General features: G+C 51.7%; 9 protein-coding genes. 6 read left to right on the top strand and 3 right to left on the bottom strand.

The genetic code is table 11. The features are described 5' to 3' along the window. Positions 1-1,698 carry an FAD-dependent oxidoreductase gene (locus tag BUF15_RS19510; RefSeq protein WP_073615394.1) on the bottom strand — a complete coding sequence of 566 codons (1,698 nt, stop codon included), beginning with the start codon at positions 1,696-1,698 and terminating at the stop codon, positions 1-3. A gap of 277 nt (positions 1,699-1,975) precedes the next feature. Between BUF15_RS19510 and BUF15_RS19505 the strand changes: the two genes are divergently transcribed. The 5 genes from BUF15_RS19505 (at position 1,976) to BUF15_RS19485 (ending at position 7,718) form a co-directional block, all read left to right on the top strand. Next, on the top strand, positions 1,976-3,415 hold the full coding sequence (locus BUF15_RS19505) for a TIGR01777 family oxidoreductase (protein WP_084554227.1): 1,440 nt from the start codon (positions 1,976-1,978) through the stop codon (positions 3,413-3,415). Then, positions 3,412-4,557, top strand: coding sequence for a hypothetical protein (locus BUF15_RS19500; protein WP_073615393.1), 1,146 nt, complete (start codon positions 3,412-3,414; stop codon positions 4,555-4,557). Before BUF15_RS19505 ends, BUF15_RS19500 begins: the two co-directional genes overlap by 4 nt. 15 nt (positions 4,558-4,572) lie before the next feature. Then, positions 4,573-5,097 (top strand): NUDIX hydrolase YfcD, encoded by a 525-nt coding sequence (yfcD, locus tag BUF15_RS19495; RefSeq protein ID WP_073615392.1) that lies wholly within the window; start codon positions 4,573-4,575, stop codon positions 5,095-5,097. Between the two features lie 372 nt (positions 5,098-5,469). Beyond that, complete coding sequence (gene pyk / locus BUF15_RS19490) at positions 5,470-6,912, top strand: pyruvate kinase (protein ID WP_073615391.1); 1,443 nt, start codon at positions 5,470-5,472, stop codon at positions 6,910-6,912. A gap of 107 nt (positions 6,913-7,019) precedes the next feature. Further along, positions 7,020-7,718 carry a DUF554 domain-containing protein gene (locus tag BUF15_RS19485; RefSeq protein WP_073615390.1) on the top strand — a complete coding sequence of 233 codons (699 nt, stop codon included), beginning with the start codon at positions 7,020-7,022 and terminating at the stop codon, positions 7,716-7,718. 30 nt (positions 7,719-7,748) lie between these two features. Here the strand turns inward: BUF15_RS19485 and acuI are convergent, their stop codons facing one another. Beyond that, the gene (acuI, locus tag BUF15_RS19480; RefSeq protein WP_073615389.1) at positions 7,749-8,738 is read right to left on the bottom strand and encodes an acrylyl-CoA reductase (NADPH); all 990 of its coding nucleotides are present in this window, start codon (positions 8,736-8,738) and stop codon (positions 7,749-7,751) included. A 349-nt stretch (positions 8,739-9,087) separates the two neighbouring features. Between acuI and BUF15_RS19475 the strand changes: the two genes are divergently transcribed. After that, positions 9,088-11,700 carry a response regulator gene (locus BUF15_RS19475; RefSeq protein WP_073615388.1) on the top strand — a complete coding sequence of 871 codons (2,613 nt, stop codon included), beginning with the start codon at positions 9,088-9,090 and terminating at the stop codon, positions 11,698-11,700. A 19-nt stretch (positions 11,701-11,719) separates the two neighbouring features. Here BUF15_RS19475 and BUF15_RS19470 read toward each other — a convergent pair whose 3' ends face one another. Then, a complete protein-coding gene (locus BUF15_RS19470; protein WP_073615387.1) occupies positions 11,720-12,271 on the bottom strand; it encodes a cysteine hydrolase family protein in 552 nt (183 codons plus the stop codon). Positions 12,272-12,643: the final 372 nt, after the last annotated feature.

Genomic DNA, 12,643 nt, shown 5'->3' with positions numbered 1-12,643 from the left:
TTACCGTTCGCGGGAAAATGGCCACGCCATGATCCCACCTTCCATCACCTTGACATTGGTATAGCCATATCCCTCTAAGATTCGTGCCAGCTCATAACCACGCAGAGAGATCTTACAGAAACAGACGATCTCGGTGGCTTTGTCCTGTGGCAGGTCGGCAAGCACGTTGCGAATCATTCCAAGAGGAATATACTTCTCCCCGATACCAAGACGCAAGACCTCATGTTCATCAGGCCCCCGACCATCGATAAAGCATGGAGGATTGCCTGCCTCAATTCTGGCATAGACCTCTTCAGCTGTAATCGTTTTCAGCCTTCCCTTTAACTTGTTGTCCATGATATGGGCAGAGGCGATAAAATGGTCGATGGCCAGCGAATAGGGAGGAGCATAGGGCAGATCAGCGCAGCACAATTCGGCGAGAGTGAGTTTACCGCGAACCGCCATCGCCGCCGTCGCCAGCTGCCTGGATACGTCACCACTGCCGACACACTGGTAACCGAGAATACGGCCGGTGCTTTTTTCCACCAGGAGTTTACTGATCAAAAGTTTTGCCCCCATAAATCCTGGTTTGTCGGGGCTGGCATTCACTACCGTCTCTATATCGGTCATCCCCTGAGCCCGCGCAGTACGCTCACTTAAACCGGTTGCACCCGCCCCAAAATCGAAGACCTTGCAGATCACGGTCTGGATCGTACCCGGGAAAGTGGCAACGTTCCCTTCCACCACGTTCTCCCCCACTACCCGGCCCTGAAGATTGGCCAGATCGCCCATGGGGGCATAGGTCTTTTTGCCGGTAAGCAGATGCGTGCATTCCACACAATCGCCTGCCGCGTAGATATCGGGGTCTGAAGTCTGCATCGACGCGTTGACCGCCAGGCCACCCAGATTGCCAATCTCAAGGCCGGCAGCGGCCGCAATCTCAACATTGGGCCTGACACCGGTTGCCATCACCGCCAGCTGACACTCCAACGTTTCGCCATTGGCCAGCTGCACACCGGTAAGTTTGCCATCATCGCCAACGAACCGCTCAAGCTTCATGCCGGTACGCAGTTCGACACCCTTGCTTCGCATATGGTTGCCCACCAGCATACCCAGCTGGAGATCGAGAAAAGTCAGTACCTGCTTTTCAAGTTCTACCAGGGTCACCTCAATACCGCGACTTCTCAAGGCCTCACACGCCTCTACTCCGATCAGGCCGCCACCGATGACCACTGCCCGTTTCACCTCACCTGAAACAGAGCGGTCATGGAGAAAATCGGTATCTTGCATGGTGAGAAACGTCGTAACACCGATCAGCTCACGTCCGGCAATGGGCAGCAGATTCGCTGATGCGCCAGTGGCGAGTACCAGCTTGTCATAACTTTCGACAAATTCATCGCCACTTTGCAGGTTCCGGCAAGCCACCTGCTTATTGTCGCGATCGATCCTGACGCACTCTGTTTCTGTGATAGCTCTGATATTCTTCGTCTTCTGGAAAAACTGGGGATCACGAACAACGCCAGTGGGGGTGGCCAGCAGCTGGCTCCGTTCACCAAATGTGCCACCGACATAGTAAGGATAGCCGCAACTTGCCATCGAAAGATCTGGGCTCTTCTGAATGATGGTGATCTCTGCCTGCGGATCCAGACGCCTGGCTCTGGCGGCAGCCTTGGCACCGGCTGCGGACCCGCCGATAACCACTATTTTTCTGTTTTCCATATTCATCTCCTGGTTGTCCTCCACTCTCCTGGAAGTGCCCACAACGGGCTATACTACATGGTGATATGTTCATATGCACACTTTGTGCGTTCACATACTTCATCGGAATGGTGAAGATGTCAAGAACGATAGACGAAAAATCGGCTCGAAAGTTACATATTCACTTTGGCAACTGTGGGGTTTGAGTTTTCAAGAAAAGATGATTAGCATAAGCCGGAGAAAACCCGCTCACTATCTGTAAAGGTTTCGGCTGCATTGGATATTTTGCTGAGCCTCCATGAAGCGGACACCTTCATTTTCACATACGGTGAGCCCTATCCATACTTTTCAATACAGATCGACATTTGACTGCAGTGCCAAGGAGCTCTACGCCTTCCACAGCCGCCCCGGAGCATTGGAGCGGCTGCTGCCGCCCTGGGATGGCTCGGAAGTGCTCTGGAAAAAAGGGTCCATCGCTCCCGGTGGCAAGGTCCTGATGAAACTGAAGCAAGGTCCACTCTCCATCAACTGGGAAGCACACCATATCGAGGAGATTCCGGGGAGGATGTTCAAGGACATCCAACACCGCGGACCGTTTTCCAGTTTCCAGCATACCCACAGTTTTGCCGATACCCCGCATGGTGCGGAGCTGACCGACACCATCAAGTTTGCCCTTCCTTTTGAGCGAATTTTGCCCTCTTTCGCGACCCACCAGGTTACCAACACCCTTACCCGCATCTTCACCTACCGCGAACATGTACTACGGGATGATCTGCAACTCCACGCCCGCTGCAGTAAAAGACCGCTTCGCCTGCTCATTTCCGGAGCCAGCGGGGTGCTGGGCAGGGTACTGGTACCGCTCCTCACCACCGGCGGTCACGAGGTCTGGACCCTGGTTCGACGCAACCCCATCCCTGACAGCAGGGAAATCTTCTGGGACCCGTGGAATGGCATATTGAAAGCCAGCGAGCTGCCTGAGCTGGACGGGGTCGTCCATCTTGCCGGCGAATATATCGGCCTTGGCCGCTGGACCGCACCAAAGAAAGAAAAAGTTGTAGAAAGCCGTAAAAGAGGCACCTGGCTGCTGGCCAAAACAATCGCCCGCCTGCCAAAACCACCCAGAGTATTTCTCTCCGCCTCGGCAGTAGGTTACTACGGGGATGGCGGCAGTGAAATCATCACTGAAGAGACGCCAAGCGGTAATGACTTCATCTCAGAAGTCTGCAGGGCCTGGGAGTTTGGCGTCGCGCCTGCGGCAGAAGCCGGAATCCGCACGGTCACGATGCGGCTCGGTGTCGCCCTCACCCCCCGCGGCGGCGCCCTGCAGCGCCTCTTGATGAGCGATCCGTTCTTTATTTTCAAGCAGTTTGGTCACGGCAATCAGTACATTAGCTGGATGAGCATAGACGATATGGTCTCTGCCATGCTCCATTGCCTTGTCACCCCGGAACTGCATGGGCCGGTCAACATTGCCGCGCCCCTTCCGGCAACCAACAAGGAAATGCTGGCCACTCTTGCCCGTGTGACCAAGCGGCCCCAGCTTTTCACTATCCCGCCGTCACCACTCAGGATGTTATATGGACAGATGGCTGATGAGATAGTATTGTCGGGCTGTCGGGTAGCGGTCGAAAAACTGGAAAGCTCTGGCTTCAGGTTTCGTCATCCCACCCTGGAAACGGCTCTCAGAGCACTTTTAGGAAAACTCCCAACCGAATACACAGAAGGACAACGACGGTGAGTCGACAACTGAAAATCACCTTCATGACCATCATGACCATCGCCCTTGGCTGTGGATTTCTCCACCATGTGGTTCCACCGGCCCAGCTCAATTTCGAGCGGCTGCACATCTTTCTCTTCAATCTCTGCAGTGGCGGGACGCTTCTGGTCTACTTCACAGAGAACAGGCGTGGGCTCTCAAAAAAAGCGCAGCTTTTTCTCCTGCTCTCCCTCGCTTTTGCCCTGTGCAGTTTCGCTGGTTGGTATATCCCGGCCATGATCGTCCCCCTTGTACTTTCTGTTATCATTGAACAGGTCCGGGTCGCTCATTTCGGCTCTTTGATCCCCATCGGTCTCTTTTCAGCAAAAGAGGATGTCTCTCGAAAATTCCACCAGGCGTCGCTCCTCTGCCTCTCCATCGGCCTCGCCCTCTCAAGCCCGGTTATACTAAATGATATCTACGGTCACTGGTTCACCCTTGAAAAACTGAAACTCGACACCTTCTTTCTCGGCTTCTCCTTTCCGCTGTCGCTCATCTCCATGTCGGTCATCTTCTCGCTGATGCGCCAGCACGAAATGCAGATAACCATGCACATCAAGGAGGCGCTGTTCTGGACCATCAACATCGGGGTAATCGTCTTCTTTCTCTTTATTCTGGCCCGCTGGTTTGTGCCTCAGGTGATGATCGCCACCACCCTGTTCGTGGCAGTGACGTTGGTGCTCTATCTCTACTACCACCAGGGTATCCGGCTGCAGCAGAAGGCGTTTCTTACTTCGGGGATTCTCTTTCTGCTCGTCACCTCAATAACCGGTATCATCTATATCCTTGTGGCATTCTCCGCCGACTACGATCCCCAGAAGACACTTCCTCTTTTGCGACTGCACGCCTTTACCGCCCTTTACGGCTGGAACCTGAGCGGTCTGGCGGTGATCAGCCGGCATGGTGATTTTCCCATCCAGCTCCATTCCCAGAAGGTCATCATTCTCCACTGGCTGACAGTGCTTATTCTTTGTCCGTTAGGCTATTTCTTTGCCCCCTTTGCGGTGCTGGCGGTGCTTTTCTACTGCTGGCTGCTGCACACCCTGCTTTTTAACCAGGGCCCGGTTGACAACCGGCTGGTATCGATGGAAGACAATGTCCTTGGATCTCTTATGAAACAATAAACACACGCAGTGACCATGGTTGTACAGACAAGCAACTCCATCCATTCACCAGCAGAAGAACTTGTCCAGATCGTCGACCGGGACAACCGCCCCGTCGGTGTGGAATCACGCCGGATCATGCGGGCACATGGACTTATCCACCGCGCTTCGTATATACTGGTATACAATTCCAGGAACGAGATCTTTATCCAGAAGCGGACCACGACCAAGGATATTTACCCGGGATACTGGGATGTGGCAGCTGGGGGAGTAATGCTTGCGGGCGAGTCGGACATCGAATCAGCCCGGCGCGAGCTTGCCGAGGAGTTGGGGATAACTGATACCCAGCTGGATTTTCTTTTTCACCACTACTACGAAGCTGGTGAAAACAAGGTTTGGGGTGCAGCCTACCGCTGTTGCCATGAAGGGCCCTTCGTTCTGCAACCAGAAGAAGTGGAATACGGCGAATTCGTCTCCATGGAAGAGGTGATACACCGCAAGGAAAACGAGCCATTTACCCCGGATGGCATTGAAATCCTGGCACGAATCGGACAAAAATGACAGAGATCGACAGAAGATGTATCATGGACATTAATACTGATAGAGCTCTTCGCAAAGATTGATACATTTCCCTCGGCAGACGGCTCTGTAAACGTTTACAAAACCAGTCAACAATCCGTACTCACACTGTTTTTTCAAGGCAAATTGTATTTCGTATTGAGAGTGATCCCCAAGCATGTCGAACAAAATGGTCCCACGGGATTGATGTGAGGAGAACAGCTCGTACTTGCAAAAGCACTTTTTGTTGCCCGAAACAGCAAAGCGACGTATTCTAGCCGGATTTTATCCATCTCATCTACCTCTGTAACAACGTTTCCGGCAGAGACCCACCATTCAAACCATAGCCATCAAGTGCCCAAGGAAGGTTTACCCATGCCCAAAAATACCAAAATCGTTGCTACCATCTCCAGTCTGAACTGTTCTGAAGCATTTATCAGGCGGCTCCACGAGGCCGGAATGGATGTTGTCCGTCTCAATACTGCTCACATGAGCCATGACGATGCCCTTGAAGTCATCAACAATACTCGCAAAGTGTCCAACAAGATCGGAATTTTATTGGATACCAAAGGTCCGGAGATCAGAACCTGCGATGCCGTGGAACAGCTGACAGTAAAGTTTGGGGATATCATCAAAATCAAAGGTGCGCCGGGTGAGCTTTCCCATGACGATATCATCTGCGTATCCCACAAGGAGTTTGTGAGAGACGTCCCCGAGGGAAGCTCTATTCTCATCGACGACGGCGACATCGCCCTGGCAGTCACCGGCAAAGATGATGAGTACCTGTTCTGCTCGGTAGAAAATGACGGCGTCATCAAGGCCAGAAAATCGATCAACATTCCAGCTGTTCACGTCACATTGCCGGCACTCAGCGAAAAAGACAAGGGATTCATCCGCTTTGCCGCCGACAATGATCTGGATTTTATCGCCCACTCATTTGTCCGCAACAAGGAAGATGTGCTGGCCGTTCAACAGATCCTTGACGAAAAGAATTCGCCAATCAAGATTATCGCCAAAATCGAAAACCATGAAGGCGTCACCAATATCGATGAGATTCTCGATCACGCCTATGGGGTCATGATCGCCCGCGGCGATTTAGCGGTGGAGATCCCCACCGAGCAGATCCCGCTCATCCAGAAAAAGCTTACCCGCAAGTGCATTGAAAAACGGAGACCGGTCATCGTGGCCACCCAGATGCTCCACTCGATGATCGATTCCCCCCGTCCCACCAGGGCAGAAGTTTCAGACGTGGCAAACGCCTGCCTCGACCATGCCGACGCTTTGATGCTCTCCGGTGAGACCGCCAATGGCAAATATCCGGAACTGGCGGTCAGGATCATGACCAAGGTCATCAAAGAGGTTGAAGGGAAAAACGGTAATTATGTGGATGTGCCCTACGGCGATCAGCACAAGATCACCGCTTATCTGGCCAAGGCCGCGGTCAAAGCGGCGCTGAGACTCAATACGAAAGCCATTGTTGCCGATTCAGTGACAGGAAAATCGATCCGGGCGTTGGCAGCCTATCGCGGCGGCAACCCCATCTATGCCCAGATCTATGACGAACGGGTCATGCGGCAGCTCTCATTGTCCTATGGGGTTTATGCCGATTATGCTCTTTTGGATGAGCACTCCACGGAACCATTGAAAAACTCCATCTGCCGCCTGATCGGCGACAAGCAGTTCAATGATGATGATCTGATCATCGTTTTGGCTGGCAGCTTTGGTGCCAAGCACGGCGCCTCCTATATCGAGGTCAGCACAGCCGGGAACCTCAAGGAGAAATGCGTCTATATCGCCCCAAACCCGCATTTCGCATAGGTGGATTTCGCCAGGTTCTTTTGCCAATATCTTTTTTTTTCTGGCATTCAATACGGCCTGACAACTTCTTTTACAGCCAGGGACCCGCAATGCGGGAATAAATTATTATGCTTGGAACTCTCGTCAATGCCCTGGCTATTATTGCCGGCAGTCTGGTAGGCCTCTTCTTCAGTAAAGGAATCGCCGACAACTATCGGGACATCATCATGAACGGCGTGGGCCTCTCCGTGATCCTGATCGGCATCAAAAGCGCCTTGGTTTCGGGTGATCTGATGGTGGTAATCTTCTCGGTGATCCTGGGGGCCCTACTTGGTGAAGCAGCCAGGATCGAGGCGCGTCTGGAAGCGCTGGGGAAATACCTCGAGAAGAAGGTGGCAGCAAAATCTAGCGACACGAGTTCCTTCGCCAGAGGATTCGTCACCGCCAGCCTGGTTTTCTGTGTCGGGTCCATGGCTATTGTCGGTTCGCTTGAAAGTGGGCTCACCGGCAATCATCAGACCCTTTTCGCCAAGTCGGTGCTGGACGGCGTGACCTCCGTCATCTTCGCCTCGGCGATGGGGCTTGGCGTCATGTTTTCCGGGGCCGCGGTCTTTCTTTACCAGGGGCTTATCACCATGACCGCCGTTTTCATGAAAAATTTCCTGGTGCCGGAGACCATCAGCCAGATGACCTCGGTGGGGGGGCTGCTCATAATGGCCATCGGCTTCAATATGCTGAAAATCACTACCATCCGGGTCGGCAACCTCATTCCGGGAATATTCCTGCCGCTGGTCTGGTTTATCCTGCGAGGCTGGCTGTTACCGTAACAGGGTAACAGCCAGCCCAAATAGTCAGTATCACCCTGGTTTGACTATGGTCCGGCCCCGAATTTTACCGGCCAGAATCGCCTCAGCCGCAGCCGGTACCTCTTGCAGACTAATCTCACTCACGAGTGATTCGAGCTTGGCCAAATCGAGATCACGGACAATACGTTGCCAGGCCTGTTCCCTTCGGGCAATTGGCGCCATAACTGAGTCAATACCGTAAAGGGTCACACCACGTAAGATAAAGGGAGCCACAGAAGTCGGCAAATTCATCGATTCAGCCAGACCGCAAGCCGCCACCGCACCGCCATAGCGGATCTGGCTGAGCACATTGGCAAGGGTATTGCCACCGGCCACATCCACCGCCCCGGCCCATAACTCCTTGGCCAGCGGCTTTGGCTTATCACCAAACGGCTGCCGTTCGATCACCTCTGCCGCCCCGAGGCTTTTCAAATATTCTGCCTCAGCCATTCGGCCCGTCACCGCCACCACCCGATACCCAAGCTTTGCCAGGAGCAGAACCGCCACACTACCAACGCCACCTGCCGCACCGGTCACAAGGATATCGCCACTCGCAGGCGTTACACCATGCTGCTCAAGTGCCATCACGCAGAGCATCGAAGTATAGCCTGCCGTACCGACAGCCATGGCCTGCCGGGTAGTAAGCCCCTCGGGAAGCTTTACCAGCCAGTCGCCTTTCACCCGCGCCATCTGGCTGAAGCCGCCACTATGCACTTCGCCCACCCCAAAACCGTTCAGTACCACCTTGTCGCCAGCCTGAAAGGCGGGATGCTCTGATGATGTAACAGTACCGGCAAAATCGATACCGGGGACAAGCGGGAAGCGCCTTACCACCGGTGCTTTCCCGGTCATAGCAAGGCCATCCTTATAATTGAGCGCCGAATATTCAACACCCACCGTGACATCGCCAGCCATAAGATCGTCTTCGGTCAATGTGGTCAGCTTTGCGTGCTGCCCCTCTTCATCTTTGGTTATTTCAATCGCCGAGAATGATTGCGGCATGATGCTCCTCCTAAAGTGAAAGATTGTCAGATTCCTCAACAATAATCTTTTTAGAGATCATCTGAACCCTACCATCTAGCAATTCATTATTACAACTGTGCTGACAGTTTTCATAAGATACACATAAAAAAATGGTGTTTATGGCAAGAATAAATCGGCGGCTATAACATTTTCCAACAGATGCATGCTATACTGATCCTACCGGTTTACCGAACCCGTAGTAGTTAATGTAATCTTGTTTTCATTCAAACCAAATGTATCGAATACCCTTTGTAATCTTTACTCAAAAACAAACACTCGTGTTGTTTCTAACATCACTTTTACCCATCTGTCATTCACAGCCGAAAGCATGAACCTGGCCAAAAACCTGCACACACTCTTTGTTATCGCGACCAGCACAACCGGACTTTCCAAGGAGGAAAGAACACGTTTTCAGCATTTTTCTCTGTTTCTGCTGTTCGGCATCCCGTTGATGCTCGTTTTCGGGATCACAAATTTTCGTAACGGTGACATCTGGGTTTCCGCATTTGCGGCACTTTCCGCCACCTGTCTCTCCATAGGCTGGCTGCTGATCAAATACAGCGAGAAAGGAATCATCGTCTATCGTTTCAACGCCGTACTCTATGCTTCGCTGCTTTTGTATCTACTTATCTATGGTGGTGAAAGCGGGTCAAAAATTTTATGGTTGTATACCTTCCCCTTCATCACCTTTTTTCTTTTCGGCAAAAACGAAGGCCTGATCTGGAGCACCATCACCATTATTCTCACGTTCTTCCTCTTTTTTATCCCACGTGGTTTCTTGGAAATCTATCCATATCATATCGCATTCAAGATACGTTTTTTTGCCTCTTATGTCACAGTTACCGGGGTCACTTTCTGGCTGGAATACCTGCGTCATTCCTACAGCACCAAGCTTGAAGCCCAGAACGAAGCATTAAACGACGAAATTGTGGAGCGGAAACGAATAGAGAAAGAGCGTGAGCGCCTTATCGCTGAAGTACAATCAGCCAATAGGGCGAAAAGTGAATTTCTCGCCAATATGAGCCACGAGATCAGGACGCCACTTAACGGCGTTATTGGCATGACCTCAATGCTATTGGACACAAAACTCGATGAACACCAGATCCATTACGCCACCACCCTGCGCACAAGCGGTGAGTTCCTGCTCACCATTATTAACGATATCCTTGACGTCTCCAAAATTGAGGCCGGGAAATTCGAATTAAACATCAAACCATTTGACCTGCGCGAGATGCTGGACAGATTTTCCGCTATCGCCACCCAGAAGATTTATAATAGCGATGTAGAGCTTATTGTCTGGGCTGATCCGGAAATTCCGTCACATGTAGGCGGCGACGCTGATCGGTTACAGCAGATTCTTATCAACTTGACCAGTAACGCCTTAAAGTTTACCCCCGAAGGTCATGTGACGGTCAAGGTCAGTACCAGGGAGGAAAGCCCATCACACATTTTGCTGCTCTTTTCCGTAAAGGACACAGGGATCGGAATCGCCGATGAAGATCAGCCAAAACTCTTTCACAGCTTTAGCCAGATAGACACCCCCACCACTCGTGAATACTGCGGCACCGGACTCGGGCTCAACATCTCCAAACAGCTATGTGAACGGATGGGCGGAGAAATAGGGGTCAGCAGTACCGCCGGTCACGGCTCTGAGTTCTGGTTCACAGCCCGTCTGGAAAAATGTGCACCAGCAGGAGAACAGCACCCTTCCCCGGACCTGCATGGAAAATCGGTCATGATCGCTGCTGCAAATGAGATGCTGACTGAAATGCTGAATTGCCAGATCTCCTATTGGGGAGCGACAGTACATTGCACCTCGACACCCGAAATGCTCATGCAGGAGATGACCAAACAGCCCGCTGCTATGCAACCCGGTGACTTTCTCTTCATTGATCAGGCATGTCTGTTACCTGCAGGAGAAGAGAGATTACAACAGTTTTGGAAGTCAGTTGCTGCCGGCCAACACCGGTTAATCCTGCTGGCTGAAGCAGGTGAACTGTTGCCGGAGATTGCCAAAACAGTCACAGATCAGGCCGTCATCCTGAAAAAGCCCATTCAATTTGGTGAGCTTCGTTTGTGCTGCAGTGACGAGCAACGTTCTGCCGAGCCCATTTTCTCCAGCGACACGACCGCTATGACCCAATCCCTTCGCGAGGTGAAAATATTACTGGCGGAAGACAACCCCATCAACAGGGAGGTGTTGGTCGGTATTCTGGCGAAATCGGGCATCGAACAGGTCGACACCGTCGATAACGGCCTTGATGTCCTCAAAGCCCTCGAACAAAAGAAATACCATCTCATCCTTATGGATGTATCGATGCCGAAGATGGATGGATTGACAGTAACCGGAAAGATCAGGACCAGTACCTTTACCCACAATTCCAGCACCATTCCTATTATTGCCCTGACCGCCCACGCTATTGCCGGTGACAGGGAACGGTGTTTACAGGCGGGAATGAACGACTATCTGACCAAGCCGATAAAACCGCAGGAGCTTCTACTTAAGCTCGACATGTGGCTGCCGCAAGGTAGTCTTGAACCGGTCTCCCAGCCCGCAGCTGTTACAGCCCTGGCGAACAACACAGCTCCTGAAGAGCTGCTACAATTTGACTCTGCAGCAATGCTGCACCGGCTCATGGGGGATAATGAGCTTGCCCGCCAGATTATGAACATGTTCCTCGACGATGCCCCAGAGCAGCTCAAGATTCTGGAAAATCTTATCAACAGCCGCAGCCTGCAACAGGCCTCCGATCAAGCCCACAAAATTGCGGGAGCGGCGTCAAATCTCTCAGTGAACAGGTTTCATGCCATTACCAAAACGATCGAAGCAGAATGTAGAGACAACAACGCCGACATGCTCGATGCGCTTCTTACCGACCTGAAAAACGAATTTCAGAAAGTACGGAAAGAGATTCTGCACTTCCTGCAAGATAGCGCATAACTCGCAACTTCAGACCGGCTTACAGCAACGCCACCATTTCCTCACTACTCAGCACCCGATCACACAACAGGGCCAAGGCACTGGTCACCGCCGCCCGCACCTGCTCTGCACTACAACTGACCCCGGCAAATTCGGCAGGCGGCGCTGCAGTACAGTCATGGAGTAGCGTACAACCAAATCCCAGATCCAGTGCTGCCCGCGTGGTTGCATCCACACACATAAAGGTCATCATTCCGGAGATGACCAAATGTTCAATACCCTCTTGCTGCAGATATTCTAAGAATTCCGTCTCCCGGAAGCTGTTGGGCCAGTGCTTGACAATCACCTTTTCCCCGGCTGCCGGCTCGACCAGCTGGTGAATCTTGACACCTTCTGTTTCCGGCAGAAAAAAGGTGGAGTTTTCTCGCAGTGAAACGTGCTGGATATGAATAACCGGTAGCTTATTCTCTCGAAATGATTCCAGCACCTGCCGGATGTTTGCAGCAGCCTCCTCGGCACCTGGCAGCGCCATCCTGCCGCCCTGAAAATAATCGTTCTGAACATCGATGATAATGAGTGCGGTGTTATTCATTTTATTCTCCAAGATAGTTGAGCCACTTGCAAAAGTTCCTTTTCGCTCAATCTCTGCGTTATGTTCAAAATTTGATCCTCGAAATATTGTGTATATGTCTGTGATAAAATTTTTTCACACGCCTTGATCTTGAAGGAAAATGATACTTTTGCAAAAGGCTCAGTTGATAATCGTAGAATGCATCGTTGAAATTCAGGTCGCCTTGTTTTCCCCGGCCCAAAACCCGTATTCGACATGCTGCTATTGTAAGATAGATATAGCCAGCAGCAAAAGTGTCTGATCAGACATAATAGGGGTCAAATTGGACAATACGATGAAATACTATTATGCTGAGATAAATCTGGCCAATCCTCTTTTCTCAACAATCATTTT

It is taken from the genome of Desulfopila aestuarii DSM 18488 (genome assembly GCF_900143695.1).
Classification (GTDB): domain Bacteria; phylum Desulfobacterota; class Desulfobulbia; order Desulfobulbales; family Desulfocapsaceae; genus Desulfopila; species Desulfopila aestuarii.
The sequence above is the reverse complement of the archived record's forward strand: the minus strand, read 5'-3'. Positions and strand labels throughout refer to the sequence as shown.

Bases quoted from the DNA above. Each gene is read 5' to 3' on its own strand.
- BUF15_RS19510 (WP_073615394.1), bottom strand. From the start codon at position 1,698: ATGGAAAACAGAAAAATAGTGGTTATCGGCGGGTCCGCAGCCGGTGCC.
- BUF15_RS19505 (WP_084554227.1), top strand. From the start codon at position 1,976: ATGAAGCGGACACCTTCATTTTCACATACGGTGAGCCCTATCCATACT.
- yfcD (WP_073615392.1), top strand. From the start codon at position 4,573: ATGGTTGTACAGACAAGCAACTCCATCCATTCACCAGCAGAAGAACTT.
- pyk (WP_073615391.1), top strand. From the start codon at position 5,470: ATGCCCAAAAATACCAAAATCGTTGCTACCATCTCCAGTCTGAACTGT.
- BUF15_RS19485 (WP_073615390.1), top strand. From the start codon at position 7,020: ATGCTTGGAACTCTCGTCAATGCCCTGGCTATTATTGCCGGCAGTCTG.
- acuI (WP_073615389.1), bottom strand. From the start codon at position 8,738: ATGCCGCAATCATTCTCGGCGATTGAAATAACCAAAGATGAAGAGGGG.
- BUF15_RS19475 (WP_073615388.1), top strand. From the start codon at position 9,088: ATGAACCTGGCCAAAAACCTGCACACACTCTTTGTTATCGCGACCAGC.
- BUF15_RS19470 (WP_073615387.1), bottom strand. From the start codon at position 12,271: ATGAATAACACCGCACTCATTATCATCGATGTTCAGAACGATTATTTT.